Source organism: Marinobacter oulmenensis (genome assembly GCF_014201735.1).
Taxonomy (GTDB): domain Bacteria; phylum Pseudomonadota; class Gammaproteobacteria; order Pseudomonadales; family Oleiphilaceae; genus Marinobacter; species Marinobacter oulmenensis.
The window spans coordinates 448,900-468,738 of the sequence record NZ_JACHFE010000002.1; the positions used below are offsets into that span (position 1 = coordinate 448,900).

Consider the following 19,839-nt stretch of genomic DNA (forward strand, 5'->3'; position numbering starts at 1 on the left):
ATGATCCGAGAATCCAGTTGGCTGATTAACATTCTGAGGTGGTTCGATTCCGAAGCGGGTTCGGATCACCTCGATACCGGCTCCAGAGCCTTTAACACCCTGCGTGTGTTGCCTTTTATTGCTCTGCACCTGGCGTGTCTGCTGGTCTTCGTGACCGGCACCAGCGCCTTCGCGGTCGGGTTCGCCTTGACCTTCTTCGTGCTGAGGATGTTCGCCATCACCGGCTTTTACCACCGCTATTTCTCCCACAAGACGTTCAAAACCAGCCGGCCGGCCCAGTTCGCCTTTGCGGTCCTGGGGGCCAGCGCCGCCCAGCGTGGTCCGCTCTGGTGGGCGGCCCATCACCGGCATCACCACCAGCATTCGGACAAGGCAGAAGACCTGCACTCGCCCCATCAGGGCGGTTTCTGGTGGTCCCACATGGGCTGGTTTACCTGCGATGCCGGGTTCGCCATGAACGAGAAACGGGTGCGGGACTGGCTGAAGTTTCCGGAACTGCGCTGGATCAACCGGTTCGATGCCCTGGTCCCCGCAGCGGCGGCCGTGATTATCTACCTGCTGGGCGAGGCATTGGCGGTCTGGGCACCGGGCCTGAACACGAATGGCCTGCAACTTCTGGTCTGGGGCTTTTTCATCTCCACGGTTGTCCTGTTCCATGCCACCGTATCCATCAATTCCCTGTCCCATGTCTGGGGCCGCCGGCGTTTTGATACCGACGACGACAGCCGGAACAATCCCTGGCTGGCCCTGCTGACTCTGGGCGAAGGCTGGCACAACAACCATCACCGCTGGCCCCGGTCCGTACGCCAGGGCTTTCGCTGGTATGAAATCGACATCACCTGGTACGGCCTCTGGCTGCTGTCCCGCCTTGGCATTGTATGGGACCTGAACCCCATCCCCGAGCACATTCAGGAAGAAACCCGGAAACTCGACAGACTGAGGAGAACACGCTCATGACAACCGTTTCGACTGTTCAGATCGGTTCCCCCGAGACGGGACTGTCAGTGGTGCTGGACAGGTTCTGCCGGCTGTTCAATGAACTCGACAGCGGTAACCTGCACAAGCTCCAGGAAGTCTACGGCGAAGATGTCCGGTTTCAGGACCCGTTCAGTCAGGTTTCCGGGCTGGATCAGTTGACCGAGTACTTCGCCGGCGCCTACGGCAATGTTATCCGGTGCCGCTTCCGCTTCAGTGATCCGGTGATCGATGGATGCCACTGCACCATCCCCTGGGTCATGGAACTCCAGCACAAGCGGCTGAACGGTGGCCGGCAGGTGAACGTGGACGGCATCAGCGTGCTGGAAATCCGTGACGGCCGGGTACGGTATCACCGGGATTACTTTGACGCCGGCCAGTTGATCTACGAGAACCTGCCCCTGCTGGGCGGTGTCATCCGCCGGATCAAGGAGAAGGCGGGATGACCGGTACCCTTTCATCTGCCGCCAACATCTGGCTGACCGGCGCCTCCTCCGGCATCGGCGAGGCTCTGGTGCACGAGCTGGCAAACCAGGGGCACCGCCTGGTGGTCACCGGTCGTCGCCGGGAGGCACTGGAAACGCTGGCACAACAACACCCCGGCCGTGTTCAGCCGGCTGTTGCCGACACCACGGACCGACAGTCGCTCGAGGGTATTCGCGACGACCTGGAAACCTTCGGCAATCTGGATATGGCGATCCTCAATGCCGGCACCTGCGAATACCTGGATATCGCCGACTACGACAGCTCGGTGCTTGAAGCCAACATTGAAACCAACGTCATGGGCACCGCCCGCAGCCTTGATATTGCCTTGCCGGCGCTCAGAGCAACCCGTGCCCGGGGACGGCCGGCTACGCTGGTGATTGTCAGTTCCTCTGCCTGGTGGTTTCCCTTTGGCCGGGCCGAAGGCTATGGTGCCTACAAGGCTGCCCTGAGCTATTTTGCCCACGCCCTGCGGGCGGATCTGGCCGCCGAGGGCATTGAGGTTGTGGTGGTGTCACCCGGGTTTGTCAAAACCCCGCTGACCGACCGCAACGATTTCCCGATGCCCTTTCTGGTCAGTGCTGACGACGCCGCCCGTCGCATCGTCAAGGGACTGAAAAAGGGTCGGCGTGAAATAGCCTTTCCGCGTCGATTTACCTGGCTTCTTCGTGCCTTCGCAGCGATGCCCGGCCCCCTGGTCGATCGCATCGCCGCTGGCATGGCCCGCAAGTCCGACAACTGAAACCTCGCCAATGGAAGACAGAACATGAATCAGGAACGTCAGCGTATTGCTGTGATTGGTGCCGGAGTGTCCGGCCTGACCACGGCCTGGCTACTGAGTGAAAAACACGATGTGGAACTGTTTGAGGCGGGCGATTACGCCGGCGGCCACACCAATACTGAAATCGTCGAGGCCGGGGGCCGTCGGTGGCCGGTGAATACCGGGTTTATCGTATTCAATGACTGGACCTACCCCAATTTCATCCGGCTCATGGACCGCCTGGGTGTGCCCTCGGAGGTCAGCGACATGAGTTTCAGTGTCGACAGCCATGACAACGGGCTCCAATACAACGGCACGAGCCTGAACACGCTGTTCGCCCAGCGCCGGAATCTGTTCAACCCACCCTTTCTCAGAATGATCCGGGAAATCCTGCGTTTCAATCAACAGACCCGGGCCGACCTGGCCGAACAACGCATACCGGATGGGCAAACCCTGGGCGAATACCTCGACCAGCACCGGTTCAGTCGCTATTTCCGGAAATACTACATTGTGCCCATGGGTGCGGCGATCTGGTCAGCGCCGGAACTGGTCCTTGAGCGCTTCCCGGTCCGGTTCTTTCTGCAGTTTTTCAACAACCACGGCATGCTTTCCGTGGATGACCGGCCCACCTGGCGGGTGATTTCCGGTGGCTCGGCCAGCTATGTCTCGCGCATGATGGAGCGTCTGGGTCAACACACGCATCTGAACAGCCCGGTCACCACCATTGAGCGTGATGACGACGGGGTGACGGTGGTGGTCAACGGCCAGAGGCAGCGTTTTGACCAGGTGATACTGGCCTGTCACAGCGACCAGGCTCTGGCCATGCTGGCCACGCCCACAGTCGAGGAACAGGAGATCCTGGGGGCCATCGGCTATCAGGACAACGACGTCGTGCTGCATACCGATGACAGTGTCTTGCCCTCCAACCGGCGGGCCTGGGCGGCCTGGAATTACACCATTCCCGAGACCAGCAGCCAGCCGGTGTCAGTCACCTACAACATGAACATACTGCAGAACTTCCACGAGGCGCCGGAAACCTTCTGCGTCACCCTCAACCGCAGCCGCGATATTGATCCGGCAAAGGTGATCAAACGCTTCCGCTATGCCCACCCAGTATTTACCCTGGACGCGGTATCGGCTCAGGGCCGCTACCATGAGATTGGCAACCGGAACCGGACCCATTTCTGTGGTGCTTACTGGTTCAATGGCTTTCATGAGGATGGCGTGGTCAGCGCCCTGAGGGTGACTCAGGCTTTCGGCGTGGAGTTGTGACATGGCCAGCGAGTGGCTAGAAGGCACTATAAGACATCGGCGTAAGTTGCCGGTATCCCATGAGTTTAAATATCGGATCGGCATGCTGTGCCTGGATCTCGATGAATGGACAGAGATCAGCCCGCACAGTCCGTTTTTCTCCAATGGCCGGTTCAACTGGCTGAGCCTTTACCGGGAGGATTACCTGGACCCGCACATCCCCGATCTGCGGACTGCGGTTGAAAACCGGGTGCAGGCCGCTACCGGCTGGCGACCTGACGGCCAGATCCAGCTCATTACCCATCCACGCTACCTGGGCTACGTGTTCAATCCGGTCAGCTTTTACCTCTGTTATTCACCCGGCCAGTCCCCCGCCCGGGGGGACACACCACGGGCGATCCTGGCCCAGATCACCAACACACCCTGGAAACAGCGTCATGTCTACTGCCTTGAATGCCAGCAACCACAGGCGGGCAGTGCAGACCAGTGGCACACAGCGCAGTTCCACTTCAGCAAACGTTTTCATGTTTCCCCCTTCAATGACATGGAGCAGCACTACCAGTGGCTATTCAGTTTTCGCGGCCCCGACCTGCGCATTCACATGAATGTGAACGAGTCGGACCGGAAACATTTTGATGCCACACTGGTGGTCCGCAGACAGCCCCTGGACCGTAAAAGCATTCATGAGAGCCTGAGACGGTTTCCCCTGGAAACTCTCAAGGGCACCGCGGGCATCTACTGGAACGCCCTGCGACTCAAGCTCAAGGGAGCGCCTTTCTACGATCATCCGGATAAACGCCAGCCAGAGTCCCCAGGCTTCAGAAAAGGCACCGGTGACCGGGGAGAGGACGTCAGCGAGCCACCGGAGAACCCGTCGCAAAGCGACCGACAGACAGCAAGGGTAAGTTCATGGAGAACCTGAAGACATCCGATTCCAGCCATCGCAGTGTCACGCAATCCCTGCCACTGATCAGCCGCATCGCGCGCCAGCTTGTGTTCCAGCAATTCACCCGGCTCGGCCACGGCAGACTGGTGATCCGGGAAACCGGATTCGAGGACCGGGTGTTTGGGGATGGCGACCGCCGCTACCCGGAAGCCCGGCTGGACGTTCACAACCATGGCACCTGGCGGGATATGGTCACCGGCGGCAGCATAGGCGCTGCGGAAGCGTTTGTGGCCGGCGACTGGTCGGCGCCGGATCTGACCGCCCTGCTCCGGTTCTTTACCCGCAACCTGGACACCATGAACGCGTTTGAGGACAAGTTCAGCTGGCTGAGCAAACCGGCACTGAAAGCGCTGCACTGGCTCAACCGGAACACTCCGCAAGGCTCCCGGAAAAACATCAGCGCCCATTATGACCTGGGCAACGACCTGTTCAGCCTCTTTCTTGATCCGACGATGATGTATTCGTCGGCTATCTACCCGAGCGAGGAGTCAACGCTTGATGAGGCTGCAATCAACAAGCTGGACGTCATCTGCAGGAAGCTGGACCTGCAACCCGGCGACCGGGTGGTGGAAATCGGCACCGGCTGGGGCGGATTTGCGATTCATGCCGCCCGCCACTACGGCTGCCATGTGACCACCACAACCATCTCCCGGGAACAACTGGAGCTCGCCCGCGAGCGCGTCCGGCAAGCCGGGCTGGAGGATCGCATCACCCTGCTGTTCGACGACTACCGGGACCTGACCGGGCAATTCGACAAGCTGGTGTCCATTGAGATGATTGAGGCGGTCGGGCCGCAATTTCTGCCCAGTTACCTGTCCCAGATCGGTGCCCTGCTCAAGCCGGATGGTCTGGCCCTGGTACAGGCCATCAACATGCCGGAGCAACGTTACCGGCGCGCGCTGAAAAACGTGGACTTCATTCAGCGATACATTTTCCCGGGCAGCTTCATTCCGTCCTATGGCGCCATCCTGGATGCCATGGGTCGTGGCAGCGACCTGGTTCTGACCCACGCGGAAGATTTCGGGTTCCATTACGCCCGCACGCTCCGGGACTGGTGTGAACGTTTTCTGGAAAACAGCGGGCAACTGAGCCAGCAGGGTTACGACGAGGCATTCCAGCGACTCTGGCAGTTCTATTTCTGTTACTGCGAAGCCGGATTCAGCGAACGTGCTATCGGTGTGTCGCACCTGGTTATGGCGAAACCTGCCAACAAACGCGCCAATATTCTCAGCTTATGACTACTTCAAGAACTGCTCGCAACATCCTGAATTTCATCATTTTTCAGGTCGGGTGGTTTATCTGTGTACTGCAACCCGGCCTGACCTCGGCCGGCGTGGTGGCACTATTGCTGGCAGCGCATTTCGTCCTCGTCAGCCAGCGGCGCTATCCGGAACTGCAGTTCATCGGTTTTGGCGTGGTACTCGGAGGCCTTCTGGATACCCTCTGGTTCCGTACCGGCCTTCTGGCGATACCCGGGCAGGATATTGTCCAACTGGCGCCGCCCTGGCTGGTGGCAATATGGGCCGTGTTCCTGTCTACCCTTTGCCATTCTCTGGACTGGGTGGGCCGGGTTCGCTGGCTGCCCTTCACGCTGGCGCCCGTGGCCGGGCCATTTGCCTACTGGGCAGCCAGCGAACTGGGTGCGGTCACACTGCCAGAGGGGCTGCTGTCGATTGCAGCCCTGGCCGTTGGCTGGCTGGTGCTTTTCCCCCTGCTGCTGTTTATTCGACGCAGCCTGTACCCGGAGCTTGAAACATGAGTGTGCGGCATGCCTTCGCGCTAACCCTCCTGCTGGCCACTGGCGCCAGCCAGGGAGCGGTATTCGAGTTTTCCGGCAGCGCCGTCGCCGACGGCGGCAAACTGCTTTATAGCGAATCCCACCGTATCGACGGGCATTGCGAAGCCGGCCGGTTCCACCCCGACGCCCACAGCGCCCGGTACGTTAAGCCGGATGCCCAAAAGCCCTTCGCGACCAAGCAACTGGATTACCGGTCATCGCCCCTGCGCCCGGTTGTGGACTTTGAGCAGCCGGATTTTGCCGAATCCCTTGAAATCCGGTACCCGGAATCCGGGCTCGCGTCGGTCAAATGGCGCAGTCCGAAGGGTGTGGTCAAGCGGTTCGAGGTGCCCCATGGCGAGGATCTGGTGGTGGACTCCGGCTTTGATCAGTTTGTCCGGCAGCACTGGCAGGAGATCCGGGCCGGCGAACCAGTGACCTTCCGGTTTCTGGCTCCTACACGGGGTGAACACTTCGAGTTCGTGGTGGAGCCCGCCAGCGATACGTCCATTGATTCGGATGTGGTCGTCCGTCTGCGCCCCACCAACGTTATCCTGCGGCTGGTGGTCGACCCCATCCTGCTGGGCTATACCCGCCAGGGCGCGCTGACCGACTACGTGGGACTGACCAATATCCGCCGCAATCAGGAAGAAAACCATACCGCGCATATCCGTTACCAGGTTGAGCGCATGCCGGATTGCGCCCTCACCGAGTAACCGGTCCCAGCCATCGAACGCCGGAACGCCTGTGGTAAACTCGCCCGCAAACCGATCCGGAGGACCCGACAGACATGATGTTCGTCTCATTCAACGTCAACAGCATCCGTACCCGATTGCACCAGCTCAAAGCCGTGGTCGATGAGTTCCACCCGGACTTCATCGGGCTGCAGGAAACCAAGGTGGCCGACGACCAGTTTCCGGTCGAGGAAATCCGCGAGATGGGCTATCACGTGCACTTTCACGGGCAGAAGACCCATTACGGCGTGGCCCTGCTGTCCCGCGCCGAGCCGGAAGACATCATCAAGGGCTACCCCACCGATGGCGAAGAATCCCAGCGGCGCCTGATCACCGGGCGGTTTACCGTTAACGGCGAACGGCTCACCGTCATCAACGGCTATTTCCCCCAGGGCGAGAGCCGGGACCATCCGGTGAAGTTCCCTGCCAAGGAAAAATTCTACGCCGACCTCATGGCTTTTCTGGACGATCTGTCCCGGGAGGACGGACATATCGTTGTCATGGGCGACATGAACATCTCCCCCACCGACAAGGACATCGGTATCGGTGCGGATAACGCCAAGCGCTGGCTGCGCTCCGGCAAGTGCAGCTTCCTGCCGGAAGAGCGCGAATGGTTGAGCCAGGTCGAACAACGGGGCTTTACCGATGTGTTCCGCCACCTGCATCCCGACGAGGACAACACTTTCAGCTGGTTTGACTATCGCAGCCGGGGTTTTGAACGGGACCCGCGCCGTGGCCTGCGTATCGACCTGATCATGGCGAACGACAGTCTGCTGCCCAAAGCCAGGGAATCCGGCGTGTCCTATGACATCCGCGCCATGGAAAGACCGTCGGATCACTGCCCGATCTGGGCCCGTTTTGATCTCTGACCGGCCATTGCCAGGCATACTCGGTACCGCCTGAAGCCGCGCCATGACTGGCCTGAGTATAAGGGCCAGTGAGATATGAAAAATCGTTTTCAACAGAAGCGGCGCCGCGCTTGAACTGATCAGAATCTGGGCAATACTTCCCGTTACCGGCATCCATCAGTGGTGCCGGGTTGTCTGGAAGTCTTTCATGGATACTACTCGCACGCCTCTACCCGGCATCCCATGCCGGGTTTTTTTGTTATCATCGCCAGCGTACATCCAGCCTGCCCCGCACTCAGTCATGGCAGGCCCAGAACTGGAGAACGCCGGTGGATATCAGAAAGATCGACGACAATATTTCCGTAGCCCCGCAGATCGCCATCGAGGATGTTGCCGAGATCGCCAGGCTTGGTTTTCGCACCCTCGTAGCCAACCGCCCGGACGGTGAAGAACCCGGCCAGCCACTCATGGCTGCGATCGAGGCTGCAGCCCGCGAGCATGGACTGCAATGGGTCTATCTGCCGGTGGAATCCGGCAACATCACCGATGACGACGTGAATCGCTTTGGCCCCATGATCCGGGAAGCCGACAAACCCGTATTGGCTTTCTGCCGCTCCGGGACCCGCTGCACCGTGCTCTGGGCCCTGAGCAATGCCGGCCAGCAGAAGCCCGAGGACATTCTGTCCCAGGCCCGCAACGCCGGTTACGACATCACCGGGCTCGTGCCAAGACTGCTGCAGCAGGCCCGCAAGCAATAACACCTTCTGACCGGAACCGGATTCCATGTCCTACAAAGGCACCGATAACTTCAGCCACAACAAGCCCGAGCGCCTGGGCGTTCTGGTGACCAATCTGGGAACGCCCGACGCCCCTACCACACCGGCCCTGCGCCGCTATCTGGCAGAGTTTCTCTGGGATCCCCGCGTGGTGGAGGTGCCCCGGCCGATCTGGTGGATGATCCTGCATGGCATCATTCTGCGAATCCGCCCGAAGAAAAGCGCGCAGGGCTACGCCAGCGTCTGGAAACCGGAGGGCTCGCCCCTGCTGATTCACACCGCCAAGCAGGCTGAAGGCATACGGGAGGCGCTCAAGCAGAAATACGGCAGCAACGTGGTGGTCGGCTTTGCCATGCGCTATGGCAACCCGTCCATCAGCAAGGTGCTGGACGAGATGCAGGATCAGGGTGTGCACAAGCTGCTGATTCTGCCCCTGTACCCGCAATACTCGGCATCCACCACCGCCTCCACCTTTGACGCGGTCGCCGCCGACTTCACCCGCCGGCGCTGGCTGCCGGACTTCCGGTTTGTCTCCCATTATCACGACTACCCGCCGTACATTGAGGCCATGGCGCGACACATCGAATCGCACTGGTCCAATCACGGGCGTAGCGACAAACTGATCCTGTCGTATCACGGGGTTCCCCTGAAATACCTGAAGAAAGGCGACCCTTACCACTGCGAGTGTCACAAAACCTCACGCCTTCTGGCGGAACGGCTGGGACTGAGCCAGGACAACTACCTGACCACATTCCAGTCCCGTTTCGGCAATGAGGAATGGCTGCAGCCCTATACCGATGAAACGCTCAAGGCGCTGCCCGGCAAAGGCGTGAAATCGGTGGATGTGTTCTGCCCGGGATTCTCCTCAGACTGTCTCGAAACCATAGAAGAGATTAACGAGGAAAACCGGGGCTACTTCCTGGAAGCAGGCGGAGAGGGCTTTGGCTACATCCCCTGCCTGAACGCAACGCCGGGGCACATCGACGCACTGGTGCAGCTGGTTGAGGAGAACCTTAAGGGCTGGGTAACGCCAGAGAACAATCCTGAAGAGCTTGAAGCCCGGGCTCGCCGGGCGGAAGAACGCAAGCAGGCCACCTATCCGGGCCGGGACGACGTCTAGCCGTCGTCCTCTTTCCTTTCTTCGTCTTCCGGGGCCGGAACCGACTGGCACAACGTGCAGTCTTCGGTATCAACACCGGCCCCGCCCGTTTCCACATACCGGATACGATGGCTGGCACGACCGCGATTGGCGGAGACCGCAAAGCGGCGGTCAGACCTGTCGGAAACAGTCGCAGAATCGGTTTTGTCGGCCATGATCATCACCTGCTGATAGATGCTTCGGGAATGAGCTTGGAAATATAATGGAGATCGGCGCGCAGAATACAAGTGCTTTGCGCTTGCTGACAGGTGCAGGGAAGGAGATCACAGAAAAGGGAGAAGAAGAAAATGGCGGTGGGCCAGGGATTCGAACCCCGGGACGGCTACTAACCGTCGGCGGTTTTCAAGACCGCTGCATTCAGCCACTCTGCCAGCCCACCGTCTTGTCACGAAAGCGATTTTCGCCGCCTCCGGCTGCCGTTGCGACAGCGGTGGGAATGATACCGGATTTGCCCCCACTGTCAACGCCCAGCCGAAAAAACGATGCAAATTCCATGGCTTCGGAGACTGCAGCAGAAAATTACGTGCCCGTAATGGAATCCACGGCGGTATTTGCTGTCGTAAATGATTGAAAGTTGCGTATTCAACATTATCATGAAGTACAGCATCCAGCTTTATTGAACGGAGAGTATGATGGACAACAGACGTTTTGGCGTTCAGAACAACCAGACGGCCTATCAGTCGCCGGCCACCGAGAGTGGTCGGGCAACGGCGGGCATCAGCGATGACGCCATGAAGGTCCTGCGCAACACGTACATGCTGCTGGGCATGACCCTGGCGTTTTCCGCCCTGACAGCCTTCCTGAACATGAACGGTTCCCACCCGGGGTTCCTGATCACCATTGTGGGCTACATTGGTCTGCTGTTTGCCACCTATCGGCTTAAGAACAGCCCCTGGGGCATTGTGACCACCTTTGCCCTCACCGGCTTCATGGGTTACACCCTCGGCCCGATCATCGGCGCCTTCGTGGCTGCCGGTGCGTCCCAGATCGTGGCCCAGGCACTGACCCTCACAGCCGTAGCATTTGTTGGCCTGTCGGCTACCGCGATCATCACCAAGAAGGACTTCAGCTTCCTGTCCAGCTTCCTGACAGCCGGTGCCTTCGTTCTGATCGGCGCCATGCTGCTGGCCTTCTTCATGGAAAGCTCTGCACTGCATCTGGCCGTATCCGCAGGCTTTACCGTGTTCGCCTCCATCATGATCCTGTTTGAAACCAGCCAGATCATCAAAGGCGGCGAGCGCAACTATGTCATCGCGACCGTTGGTCTCTATGTTTCCATCTACAACCTGTTTGTCAGCCTGCTGCACCTGCTGGCGGCATTCAGCGGCGACAACTGATTCCGGTTGCCCATCGCCTGACCATGAACCCCGGCACCTGCCGGGGTTCATGCGTTGAAGCCCCCTGAAACAGGTTCAAAAGGCACATCGGAACGTTATGTCTGCTTCTCTGTCCTATTCCCTGGTAATCACCGCTGCGCCCTGGGCTTCCCAGGCCCCCCAGTCCGCCCTGGCCCTGGCGCAGGCGATCATTCAGGGCGGCCACCGCATTGACCGGGTCTTTCTCTATGGCGATGGGGTCCACCTGGCTTCCTCACTGGCAACTCCGCCCTCCGATGAGACACACTGGCCCGTCGAATGGAGCCGGTTTCTCGCTGAACATGACATTGCCGGCATTGTCTGCATTGCCTCCGCCCTGCGCCGGGGTATTGTCAACGGGACAGAGCAGACCCGTTATCACCTGGAGGCCAGCAACCTGCGCGCGCCCTTCGAAATCGCAGGCCTTGGCGAGTGGGTGGAATCACGGTTGCAGTCCGACCGGGTCCTGTATTTCCATGGAGGCCAGTCATGACCACCCTGATGATTATTGATCAGGCACCCTATGGCTCGTGGAGCGGCCGGGAAGCGTTGGATATGGCACTGTCCCTGTCCGCCTTTGATCAATCCGTCGCGTTGCTCTTTACCGGCAGTGGCGTCAACTGGCTGCGCCGCGGGCAGGCGTCCGACGCCATCGGGCAGAAATCTGTTGAGAAAAACCTGTCAGCGGCACCGCTGTTTGGTATTGAAACCCTCCTTGCCACCAGGAAGGACTGCGAGCGCTACAGTCTGACCGAGACCGACAGATTACCCGGCGTCACCCTGGTGGACACCGCCGCAGAAGCCATTGCCGACCATGATCACGTTCTTTTTGCGGGGTAAACGATGAGCCAGTCTCCCGAACAGACACTGCCGGTTCTTCACATACTCAACAAAGTGCCGGACCAGCCCCGTTTCCGGGCCTGCCTGCAGTCGGTTTCGTCGTCCGATACACTGGTGTTGATTGAAGATGGCGTGATCGCCCTGTCGGACGAAGGTCAGACGCTACCAGAGCACTGCCTCGCCCTGGCAGACGACGTCCGCGCCCGCGGGCTTTCAGAGAAGACGCCTGATGCCAGGCTCATTGATCATGCGGCCCTGGTCGAGCTGACGGTCCAACATTCGCGAATCATTTGCTGGTAATAACCATGAACGACGCTTCCCTGCCGGAACGCAATAACGAAGGCTTCCTGGAGAACCCACAGGCCTGGGCACCCGAAGTGGCAACGGCAATTGCCGCGGAAGACAACATTGAGCTTTCAGAAAATCACTGGGAAATCATTGAGTTCCTGCGAGGATTTTATCAGGAACATGGAATGGCGCCGCCGTCGAACCGGCTGTTCGTGAAGGCTGTCCGTCAGAAACTGGGGGAAGAAAAAGGAAACAGCATTTACCTGATGCAGCTGTTTCCGGGCACGCCGGCGAAAACCGCGTGCCGGATTGCCGGCCTGCCCCGGCCAACCAACTGCCTCTGAATCCGGGCAGTCGATCGGCAAGGATCAGGACCAGTTACTGGTAATAGGCGTTTTCGGTGTAGGTGTGGTCCGTCACATCCCGGACTTCGGTGATCTCCGGCACAGTTTCCTTCAGGGTCTTTTCCACACCCTGCTTCAGGGTCAGACTGACCGCAGAGCAGCCCTGACAACCACCACCGAAACGCAGCACTGCCACGGATTCATCGACGATGTCCACCAGGGACACATCACCACCATGGGCAGCGAGGTTCGGGTTGATTTCCGAAGCCAGCACATAGTTGACCCGGTCCGGCAGCGGCGCATCGTCGGACACCTGCGGCACCTTGGAGTTCGGCGCCTTGATGGTCAACTGGCCACCCATCTGGTCCTTGGAATAATCCACATACGCGTCTTCCAGGAAGGGTATGGAATTATGATCCAGGTAGAGGGTGAACTTCTCGAGATCCAGTTGCTCATCGGTCGGCACGACTTCGTTGGGCGGACAGTAGGCCAGGCAGGTCTCGGCATTACGAGTACCCGGCTGGGTCACGAAAATGCGGACCCCCATGCCTTCAACGTCCTGCTTTTCAATAAGCTGGGCAAGATAGTCTCTTGCTGAATCTGTAACAGTTACCTGAGCCATGCTTCCTACCTGTTATCAAGTGTTATCACCATTTTATGTGACTTCGCCATAACTTGAAAGACCAAGTAAAATGGTCGGGCTTTATGGCGCTAGTCATTTCTACCTATAATTCCCGTTGTAACCTGCACCCCGATCACCCGACAATTGTCGCACCAGCCGGGACGTGCCCGGGCATTTTTGCTATGATCCCGCGCCACTTTGAACAACACCGCCCGTTTCACGATAGCCGGAAGAATACCCTATGACCGACCGAAACATCCGCCTGGACCAGCTTCAGAAAGCCCTCAAAGAGCGCATAGTCATTCTGGACGGCGGTATGGGCACTATGATCCAGAACCAGAAACTGGATGAAGCGGCCTTCCGCGGCGATCGGTTCCGGGATTATGAGCGAGAGGTCCAGGGCAACAACGACCTGCTGAACCTGACCCAGCCGGCGCTTTTGAAGAACATCCACGCCGATTACCTGGACGCCGGCGCTGACATCATTGAAACCAACACGTTCAACTCCACCCGTCTGTCCCAGGCCGACTACGGCATGGAGGAACTGGCCCGTGAACTGAACGTCGCCGCGGCAAAACTGGCCCGGGACATTGCCGATGAATTTACCGCCAGGAACCCGGAAAAGCCCCGTTTTGTCGCCGGTGCGGTCGGACCCACCTCCCGGACAGCCTCTATCTCGCCGGACGTCAACAACCCTGGCTACCGCAATGTGGATTTCCAGACCCTGGTGGACAACTACTACGAGGCAGTCTCCGGCCTGGTGGAAGGCGGCGTTGACCTGATCCTGGTTGAAACCATCTTCGACACGCTGAATGCGAAAGCGGCCATCTACGCCATTCAGCAGTATTTCGAGGATTCAGGCATTGAACTGCCGATCATGATTTCCGGCACCATTACCGACGCCTCGGGCCGAACCCTGTCCGGCCAGACCACCGAGGCCTTCTACAACTCCGTGGCCCACGCCAAGCCCATTTCCATTGGCCTGAACTGTGCCCTGGGCGCAGACGCCCTGCGCCCCTATGTGGAAGAGCTGTCGGCGAAAGCGGAAACCTACGTTTCGGCCCACCCCAACGCGGGCCTGCCCAACGAGTTTGGTGAATACGACCAGACGCCGGAGGAAATGGCCGACATCATCGAAGGCTTCGCCCGGGATGGCTTTTTGAACATCATCGGCGGCTGCTGTGGCTCGCGTCCGGACCACATTGAAGCCGTCGCCAAAGCGGTCGCCAAGTACCCGCCCCGTGCCATTCCCGAGCGCCCGAAGGCCCTGCGCCTCTCCGGTCTGGAGCCGTTCACCGGTGATGAGAACACGCTGTTCATCAACGTGGGCGAGCGCACCAACGTCACCGGTTCCAAGCGTTTCCTGCGCCTGATCAAGGAAGAACAGTATGAAGAGGCCCTGAGCGTAGCCCGGGACCAGGTTGAAAACGGCGCCCAGATCATCGACATCAACATGGACGAAGGCATGTTGGAGTCGAAAGACGTGATGGTCACCTTCCTGAACCTGGTGGCTTCGGAGCCGGATATCTCCAGGGTGCCGATCATGATCGACTCGTCCAAGTGGGACGTGATCGAGGCCGGCCTGCGCTGCATCCAGGGCAAGGCGGTGGTGAACTCCATCAGTCTGAAAGAAGGCGAAGACGAATTCATCAAGCGCGCGAAAGACTGCATGCGCTACGGCGCCGCCGTGGTGGTTATGGCCTTTGACGAAGACGGCCAGGCCGACACCTTCGAACGCAAGACCGAGATCTGCAAGCGCTCCTACGACGTGCTGATGGGCATCGGCTTCAACCCGGCGGACATTATCTTCGACCCGAACATCTTCGCCATTGCCACCGGCATCGAAGAGCACAATAACTACGCGGTGGACTTCATCAACGCCACCCGCTGGATTCGCGAGCACTGCCCGCACGCCTCCATTTCCGGCGGTGTCAGTAATGTATCCTTCTCCTTCCGCGGCAATGACGCGGTGCGCGAGGCCATCCACTCCGTGTTCCTCTACCATGCCATCAAAGCCGGCATGAACATGGGCATCGTGAATCCCGGCCAGTTGGTGATCTACGATGAAATTGAGCCGGACCTGAAAGAACTGGTGGAAGACGTGGTGCTCAACCGCCGCGAGGATTCCACTGACCGGCTGCTGGAGGCTGCCGAAAAGTTCAAGGGCAAAGGTGGCCAGGCTAAAGAGGAAGACCTGGCATGGCGCGAATGGCCGGTGGAGAAACGCCTTGAACACGCACTGGTCAAAGGCATCACCACCTATATTACCGAAGACACCGAAGCCTGCCGCCAGAATGCGACCCATCCGATCGAAGTCATCGAGGGGCCGTTGATGGACGGCATGAACGTGGTCGGCGATCTGTTCGGTGAGGGCAAGATGTTCCTGCCCCAGGTGGTGAAAAGTGCCCGGGTCATGAAGCAGGCCGTAGCGCACCTGATCCCCTACATCGAGGCGGAGAAAACCGAGGGCCAGCAGGCCAAGGGCAAAATTCTGATGGCCACGGTGAAAGGCGATGTGCACGACATCGGCAAGAACATCGTGGGCGTGGTGCTGCAGTGTAACAATTACGAAGTGATCGACATGGGCGTGATGGTGCCCTGCGACAAGATCCTCGAGAAAGCAAAGGAAGAAAACGTCGATATTATCGGGCTGAGTGGCCTGATCACGCCGTCACTGGACGAGATGGTCCACGTGGCCCGCGAGATGCAGCGCCTGGACTTCCACATTCCGCTGATGATCGGTGGCGCCACCACGTCCAAGGCCCATACCGCGGTGAAGATCGAGCCGCAGTACAAGAACGACATCGCCCTGTACGTGTCGGACGCCTCCCGCTGCGTGAACGTGGCCTCCCAACTGCTCAGCAAAACGGCCAAACCGGCCTTCGTGGAAGCCGCGCACCAGGAATACGACGAAATCCGCGAGCGCCGGAAAAACCGGGGTGACCGTACCAAGCTGGTGTCACTGGATGAGGCCCGAAACCGGAGACCGGAAATCGATTTCGACGGCTATCAGCCGCCCGCCCCCAGCTTCACCGGCGTGCGGGTATTCGACGACTATGACTTGAATGAGCTGCTGGACTACATCGACTGGACGCCGTTCTTCATTTCCTGGGACATTGCCGGCAAATACCCGGCCATTTTCGACGACCCCAAACGGGGCGAAGCCGCCCGGACCCTGTTCGACGACGCCCAGAAACTTCTGGCGCGAATGATCGAGGAAAAGCGCATCACCGCCAGGGGCGTGATCGGTTTCTGGCCGGCCAATCGACGGGGCGATGACATCGTGGTCTACACCGACGACAGCCGTACCGAGGAGCTGACCACCCTGCACCACCTACGCCAACAGGATGACAAGGCACCGGGCAAACCGATGATGGCCTTGTCGGACTTTGTCGCGCCGGAAGACTCCGGCAAAGTGGATTACGTAGGCGGCTTTGCGGTAACCACCGGCATTGGTGTGGACGAGCTCACCCGGGAATTCAAAGATGCCCATGACGATTACAGCGCGATCATGGTCCAGGCCCTGGCCGACCGCCTGGCCGAAGCCTTTGCCGAGCTGATGCACGAACGGGTGCGCAAGGAGTACTGGGGCTACGACAGCGACGAGCAGTTCACCAACGAAGACCTGATCAAGGAACGCTACCGGGGCATCCGCCCGGCACCCGGTTACCCGGCGTGCCCGGATCATACCGAGAAGGCCACACTGTTCGAGTTGCTGGATGCAACCGCCAATACCAGCCTGGAACTGACCGAGCACTTCGCCATGTTCCCGACTGCGGCGGTATCCGGCTGGTACTTCGCCCATCCGGATTCGAAGTACTTTGCCGTCGGCAAGATTGGCGTGGATCAGGTTGAGGACTATGCTGAACGCAAAGGCTGGACAAAAGCGCAAGCGGAACGCTGGCTGATGCCCAGCCTGTCCTACGACCCAGCGGAGTAACAGAAGGCGAGAGCCATGAGTGATGCCGGTAACAACAATAAAAGCCGCCGCCCCGGTGTACTGAAAATCCTCCAGGGCATTGCTGCCGGCGCGTTCGGCGTTCAGTCCGATCGTCGCCGGCAGGAAGACTTCTCAAGCCAGAGCCCCTGGCCCTACATCGCTGCCGGACTGCTGTTCACAGCCGCCTTTGTCGGCGGCCTGATTCTGGTGGTCAAGCTGGTTCTGGCTAGCCAGTAGCTCTACTGGCCCGACACCCAGAGCACCGCAGCACCCACGGCCATAAGAATCAGCACCACCGCGGCAACGGCATCAACCTGGCTGTCTGGACGCGTTGACTTGCTCATAAGAATCCTCCCGTTCTGTCGCTTTTTGTTGTTGCATGATTCTTACTACAGTTAAGCAGTGAATACGCACACGTCCAGTTGTTGGCCGCTTATCACCTGAGTCGATAATCATATTTTGAAATAATCATTTTGAGAATAAAAACCTGGTGATATCCTTTCGCCCAGGAATAAGGGGTGGTCCATGTAACCATCGCCGTCAATGAATGAGCGTTTCTGATGCAAGGCGGGACACTAGTCTATGTACGTTTACGATGAGCACGACCGGCAAATGGCCGCAGAGCGTGTTGCCCAGTTCCGGGACCAGACCGACCGGGCCCTGTCCGGGGAGCTGGCTGAAGAGGAATTCCTGCCGTTACGACTGCAGAACGGCCTGTATATCCAGCGGCATGCCCCCATGCTCCGGATCTGCATTCCCTATGGCATGCTGCGCTCGGCGCAGTTGCGCCGGCTCGCCAAGGTCACCCGTGACTACGACAAGGGCTACGCCCACTTCACCACCCGCCAGAACGTCCAGCTGAACTGGCCGGCACTGGAGAACGTGCCCGACATCCTGGCCGATCTGGCCGAAGTGGAAATGCACGCCAACCAGACCAGCGGCAACTGCATCCGGAACACCACAACTGACCAGTTTGCCGGCGTCCAGGCCGACGAAATTGCCGATCCGCGTCCGTATTGCGAACTGATCCGGCAGTGGTCTACCTTCCATCCGGAATTCGCCTTCCTGCCCCGGAAATTCAAGGTGGCCGTCAACGCCTCCGAACACACCGACAGAGCAGCCATCCAGGTGCACGACATCGGGCTGCAGATGGTGCGCAACGAGGCCGGCGAACTGGGCTTCCGGGTTCACGTGGGTGGCGGCCTGGGTCGTACGCCCATGGTCGGGCCGGTGATCCGGGACTTCCTTCCCGAATTCGACCTGCTGACCTATATGGAAGCGGTGCTGCGGGTCTATAACCGCTATGGCCGGCGCGACAACAAGTTCAAGGCCCGGATCAAGATTCTGGTCAAGGCACTGACACCGGAAGGCTTTGCCGAAAAGGTGGAAGCCGAATGGGAGCACATCAAGGACTCGCCTACCCGGCTGACCCATGAAGCGGTCGAGCATATCCGAGGCTTCTTCACAGAACCGGACTACCAGTCGCTCGACAACGCGACGGACCTGCTGGCGAAACAGCGTTTCGAAAACCGGGAATTCGATCAGTGGCTGAGCCACAACGTGGACATCCACAAAAAACCAGGTTACGCCATCGCCTCGCTCACGCTGAAAAAGACCGGCATCCCTCCGGGTGATGTCACCGCCGACCAGATGGAAACAATTGCCGATCTGGCGGATCAGTACAGCTTTGGCGAAGTCCGGGTTACCCATCAGCAGAACGTGGTGCTGGCCGATGTACGCCAGGATCAGTTGTTTGATCTGTGGCAGGCGATCACCCCTCTGGGTTTCGCCACCGCCAACCTTCACACACTGAACGACATCATCTGCTGCCCCGGCGGAGACTACTGCAACCTCGCCAATGCCAAGTCCATTCCGGTGGCCGAGGCAATCCAACGCCGTTTCGATGACATGGATTACCTCTATGACCTGGGCGACATCGACCTGAACATCTCCGGCTGCATGAACGCCTGTGGCCACCACCATGTGGGCAACATCGGGGTTCTGGGCGTGGACAAGAAGGGAGACGAGTTCTACCAGATCAGTCTGGGCGGCTCCTCCCACCATGATGCCGAAATCGGCAAGATCCTCGGGCCCTCTTTCGCCCGGGAACAGGTGCCGGATGTGGTCTCCAACATCGTCGATGTGTACGTGGAACAGCGCACGGCTGAGGAAAACTTCCTCGACACCTACCGTCGCATTGGTATCAAGCCTTTCAAGGAGCGGGTCTATGCCTGACGTTATCAATACCCACGGCGAGATTCGCCAGGATCAGTGGCAGGTTATTGAGCGGCCGGTTGAAGGCGAGGTGCTGACCCTGCCGGACGATCAGCCGGTGTTGATTCCCGCTGACCTGTGGCTTGCCGGCGACTATGCCGGCAACGACCGGATTGGCGCCTGGTTCGACAGCCACGAAGAGCCGGAAATTCTGGCCGGACGCGTCAACGAGTTGCCGGTGATTGCGGTGAATTTTCCGAAATTCGTGGATGGACGCGGCTACAGCATAGCCCGCATTCTGCGCGAACGGCTGGGCTACCGGGGTGAACTGCGGGCGATTGGCGATGTGCTGCTGGACCAGTTGCACTACATGAAGCGTTGTGGCTTTGATGCCTTTACACTGCGGGCGGACAAGGATTCCGGAAAGGCGCTGCAATGCCTGAACGTCTTCAGCAACAGCTACCAGGCCGCCACGGATAACGACCTTCCTCTGTTCCGTCGCCGGGCCTCCTGAGCACCGGTTTTAA

The 19,839-nt window shown here is 59.3% G+C and carries 22 protein-coding genes and 1 tRNA gene; 20 read left to right on the plus strand and 3 right to left on the minus strand.

Annotated elements, in window-relative coordinates; all coding sequences use genetic code 11:
- From HNR38_RS05325 to hemH, 11 genes are all read left to right on the plus strand, one after another.
- Window positions 1-957, plus strand: a complete 957-nt coding sequence (locus HNR38_RS05325; RefSeq protein ID WP_183700516.1) for an acyl-CoA desaturase — start codon at window positions 1-3, stop codon at window positions 955-957.
- The gene (locus HNR38_RS05330; protein ID WP_183700518.1) at window positions 954-1,421 is read left to right on the plus strand and encodes a nuclear transport factor 2 family protein; all 468 of its coding nucleotides are present in this window, start codon (window positions 954-956) and stop codon (window positions 1,419-1,421) included. Before HNR38_RS05325 ends, HNR38_RS05330 begins: the two co-directional genes overlap by 4 nt.
- A complete protein-coding gene (locus tag HNR38_RS05335) occupies window positions 1,418-2,200 on the plus strand; it encodes an SDR family NAD(P)-dependent oxidoreductase (RefSeq protein WP_183700520.1) in 783 nt (260 codons plus the stop codon). The genes HNR38_RS05330 and HNR38_RS05335 overlap by 4 nt, the downstream gene beginning before the upstream one ends.
- Window positions 2,201-2,224: 24 nt before the next feature.
- Window positions 2,225-3,490, plus strand: coding sequence for an NAD(P)/FAD-dependent oxidoreductase (locus HNR38_RS05340; protein ID WP_183700522.1), 1,266 nt, complete (start codon window positions 2,225-2,227; stop codon window positions 3,488-3,490).
- Between the two features lies 1 nt (window position 3,491).
- Window positions 3,492-4,391, plus strand: coding sequence for a DUF1365 domain-containing protein (locus tag HNR38_RS05345; protein ID WP_183700524.1), 900 nt, complete (start codon window positions 3,492-3,494; stop codon window positions 4,389-4,391).
- On the plus strand, window positions 4,379-5,653 hold the full coding sequence (locus tag HNR38_RS05350; RefSeq protein ID WP_183700526.1) for an SAM-dependent methyltransferase: 1,275 nt from the start codon (window positions 4,379-4,381) through the stop codon (window positions 5,651-5,653). Before HNR38_RS05345 ends, HNR38_RS05350 begins: the two co-directional genes overlap by 13 nt.
- The gene (locus HNR38_RS05355; RefSeq protein ID WP_183700528.1) at window positions 5,650-6,174 is read left to right on the plus strand and encodes a DUF2878 domain-containing protein; all 525 of its coding nucleotides are present in this window, start codon (window positions 5,650-5,652) and stop codon (window positions 6,172-6,174) included. The genes HNR38_RS05350 and HNR38_RS05355 overlap by 4 nt, the downstream gene beginning before the upstream one ends.
- Window positions 6,171-6,908, plus strand: a complete 738-nt coding sequence (locus tag HNR38_RS05360; protein ID WP_183700530.1) for a hypothetical protein — start codon at window positions 6,171-6,173, stop codon at window positions 6,906-6,908. The genes HNR38_RS05355 and HNR38_RS05360 overlap by 4 nt, the downstream gene beginning before the upstream one ends.
- 74 nt (window positions 6,909-6,982) lie before the next feature.
- Window positions 6,983-7,795, plus strand: a complete 813-nt coding sequence (gene xthA / locus HNR38_RS05365) for an exodeoxyribonuclease III (protein WP_183700532.1) — start codon at window positions 6,983-6,985, stop codon at window positions 7,793-7,795.
- Window positions 7,796-8,103: 308 nt separating this feature from the next.
- The gene (locus tag HNR38_RS05370) at window positions 8,104-8,532 is read left to right on the plus strand and encodes a TIGR01244 family sulfur transferase (RefSeq protein WP_183700534.1); all 429 of its coding nucleotides are present in this window, start codon (window positions 8,104-8,106) and stop codon (window positions 8,530-8,532) included.
- Window positions 8,533-8,557: 25 nt separating this feature from the next.
- The gene (gene hemH, locus HNR38_RS05375; protein ID WP_183700536.1) at window positions 8,558-9,670 is read left to right on the plus strand and encodes a ferrochelatase; all 1,113 of its coding nucleotides are present in this window, start codon (window positions 8,558-8,560) and stop codon (window positions 9,668-9,670) included.
- Here hemH and HNR38_RS05380 read toward each other — a convergent pair.
- Window positions 9,667-9,864, minus strand: coding sequence for a hypothetical protein (locus HNR38_RS05380; protein ID WP_246362386.1), 198 nt, complete (start codon window positions 9,862-9,864; stop codon window positions 9,667-9,669). The two genes, hemH and HNR38_RS05380, sit on opposite strands and share 4 nt — an antisense overlap.
- 133 nt (window positions 9,865-9,997) lie before the next feature.
- Window positions 9,998-10,088, minus strand: a tRNA-Ser gene (locus HNR38_RS05385).
- 253 nt (window positions 10,089-10,341) lie between these two features.
- Between HNR38_RS05385 and HNR38_RS05390 the strand changes: the two genes are divergently transcribed.
- The 5 genes from HNR38_RS05390 to HNR38_RS05410 all read left to right on the plus strand — a co-directional run bounded on the left by HNR38_RS05390 (window position 10,342) and on the right by HNR38_RS05410 (window position 12,536).
- Window positions 10,342-11,046 (plus strand): Bax inhibitor-1/YccA family protein, encoded by a 705-nt coding sequence (locus tag HNR38_RS05390; protein ID WP_183700894.1) that lies wholly within the window; start codon window positions 10,342-10,344, stop codon window positions 11,044-11,046.
- A 97-nt stretch (window positions 11,047-11,143) separates the two neighbouring features.
- Window positions 11,144-11,557 (plus strand): sulfurtransferase complex subunit TusD, encoded by a 414-nt coding sequence (gene tusD, locus HNR38_RS05395; RefSeq protein WP_183700540.1) that lies wholly within the window; start codon window positions 11,144-11,146, stop codon window positions 11,555-11,557.
- Entirely contained in the window at window positions 11,554-11,904 is a 351-nt protein-coding gene (locus HNR38_RS05400) for a DsrE family protein (protein WP_183700542.1), read from the plus strand. Before tusD ends, HNR38_RS05400 begins: the two co-directional genes overlap by 4 nt.
- 3 nt (window positions 11,905-11,907) lie before the next feature.
- Window positions 11,908-12,204: a sulfurtransferase complex subunit TusB gene (gene tusB, locus HNR38_RS05405; protein WP_183700544.1), complete on the plus strand. Its 297-nt coding sequence runs from the start codon at window positions 11,908-11,910 to the stop codon at window positions 12,202-12,204.
- Between the two features lie 5 nt (window positions 12,205-12,209).
- Window positions 12,210-12,536: a TusE/DsrC/DsvC family sulfur relay protein gene (locus tag HNR38_RS05410; protein WP_183700546.1), complete on the plus strand. Its 327-nt coding sequence runs from the start codon at window positions 12,210-12,212 to the stop codon at window positions 12,534-12,536.
- A 34-nt stretch (window positions 12,537-12,570) separates the two neighbouring features.
- Here HNR38_RS05410 and nfuA read toward each other — a convergent pair whose 3' ends face one another.
- Window positions 12,571-13,158 carry a Fe-S biogenesis protein NfuA gene (gene nfuA / locus HNR38_RS05415; RefSeq protein WP_183700548.1) on the minus strand — a complete coding sequence of 196 codons (588 nt, stop codon included), beginning with the start codon at window positions 13,156-13,158 and terminating at the stop codon, window positions 12,571-12,573.
- Window positions 13,159-13,399: 241 nt separating this feature from the next.
- Between nfuA and metH the strand changes: the two genes are divergently transcribed.
- From metH to HNR38_RS05435, 4 genes are all read left to right on the plus strand, one after another.
- Window positions 13,400-17,098: a methionine synthase gene (gene metH, locus HNR38_RS05420; RefSeq protein ID WP_183700550.1), complete on the plus strand. Its 3,699-nt coding sequence runs from the start codon at window positions 13,400-13,402 to the stop codon at window positions 17,096-17,098.
- 15 nt (window positions 17,099-17,113) lie between these two features.
- Window positions 17,114-17,335, plus strand: coding sequence for a DUF2970 domain-containing protein (locus HNR38_RS05425; protein ID WP_183700552.1), 222 nt, complete (start codon window positions 17,114-17,116; stop codon window positions 17,333-17,335).
- A 345-nt stretch (window positions 17,336-17,680) separates the two neighbouring features.
- The gene (locus HNR38_RS05430) at window positions 17,681-19,333 is read left to right on the plus strand and encodes a nitrite/sulfite reductase (RefSeq protein WP_183700556.1); all 1,653 of its coding nucleotides are present in this window, start codon (window positions 17,681-17,683) and stop codon (window positions 19,331-19,333) included.
- Window positions 19,326-19,826, plus strand: a complete 501-nt coding sequence (locus HNR38_RS05435; protein WP_183700557.1) for a DUF934 domain-containing protein — start codon at window positions 19,326-19,328, stop codon at window positions 19,824-19,826. The genes HNR38_RS05430 and HNR38_RS05435 overlap by 8 nt, the downstream gene beginning before the upstream one ends.
- The last annotated feature ends 13 nt before the right edge of the window (window positions 19,827-19,839 follow it).

Coding starts and splice junctions, on each gene's coding strand:
- HNR38_RS05325 (WP_183700516.1), top strand. CDS start 1: ATGATCCGAGAATCCAGTTGGCTGATTAACATTCTGAGGTGGTTCGAT.
- HNR38_RS05330 (WP_183700518.1), top strand. CDS start 954: ATGACAACCGTTTCGACTGTTCAGATCGGTTCCCCCGAGACGGGACTG.
- HNR38_RS05335 (WP_183700520.1), top strand. CDS start 1,418: ATGACCGGTACCCTTTCATCTGCCGCCAACATCTGGCTGACCGGCGCC.
- HNR38_RS05340 (WP_183700522.1), top strand. CDS start 2,225: ATGAATCAGGAACGTCAGCGTATTGCTGTGATTGGTGCCGGAGTGTCC.
- HNR38_RS05345 (WP_183700524.1), top strand. CDS start 3,492: ATGGCCAGCGAGTGGCTAGAAGGCACTATAAGACATCGGCGTAAGTTG.
- HNR38_RS05350 (WP_183700526.1), top strand. CDS start 4,379: ATGGAGAACCTGAAGACATCCGATTCCAGCCATCGCAGTGTCACGCAA.
- HNR38_RS05355 (WP_183700528.1), top strand. CDS start 5,650: ATGACTACTTCAAGAACTGCTCGCAACATCCTGAATTTCATCATTTTT.
- HNR38_RS05360 (WP_183700530.1), top strand. CDS start 6,171: ATGAGTGTGCGGCATGCCTTCGCGCTAACCCTCCTGCTGGCCACTGGC.
- xthA (WP_183700532.1), top strand. CDS start 6,983: ATGATGTTCGTCTCATTCAACGTCAACAGCATCCGTACCCGATTGCAC.
- hemH (WP_183700536.1), top strand. CDS start 8,558: ATGTCCTACAAAGGCACCGATAACTTCAGCCACAACAAGCCCGAGCGC.
- HNR38_RS05380 (WP_246362386.1), bottom strand. CDS start 9,864: ATGGCCGACAAAACCGATTCTGCGACTGTTTCCGACAGGTCTGACCGC.
- HNR38_RS05390 (WP_183700894.1), top strand. CDS start 10,342: ATGGACAACAGACGTTTTGGCGTTCAGAACAACCAGACGGCCTATCAG.
- tusD (WP_183700540.1), top strand. CDS start 11,144: ATGTCTGCTTCTCTGTCCTATTCCCTGGTAATCACCGCTGCGCCCTGG.
- HNR38_RS05400 (WP_183700542.1), top strand. CDS start 11,554: ATGACCACCCTGATGATTATTGATCAGGCACCCTATGGCTCGTGGAGC.
- tusB (WP_183700544.1), top strand. CDS start 11,908: ATGAGCCAGTCTCCCGAACAGACACTGCCGGTTCTTCACATACTCAAC.
- HNR38_RS05410 (WP_183700546.1), top strand. CDS start 12,210: ATGAACGACGCTTCCCTGCCGGAACGCAATAACGAAGGCTTCCTGGAG.
- nfuA (WP_183700548.1), bottom strand. CDS start 13,158: ATGGCTCAGGTAACTGTTACAGATTCAGCAAGAGACTATCTTGCCCAG.
- metH (WP_183700550.1), top strand. CDS start 13,400: ATGACCGACCGAAACATCCGCCTGGACCAGCTTCAGAAAGCCCTCAAA.
- HNR38_RS05425 (WP_183700552.1), top strand. CDS start 17,114: ATGAGTGATGCCGGTAACAACAATAAAAGCCGCCGCCCCGGTGTACTG.
- HNR38_RS05430 (WP_183700556.1), top strand. CDS start 17,681: ATGTACGTTTACGATGAGCACGACCGGCAAATGGCCGCAGAGCGTGTT.
- HNR38_RS05435 (WP_183700557.1), top strand. CDS start 19,326: ATGCCTGACGTTATCAATACCCACGGCGAGATTCGCCAGGATCAGTGG.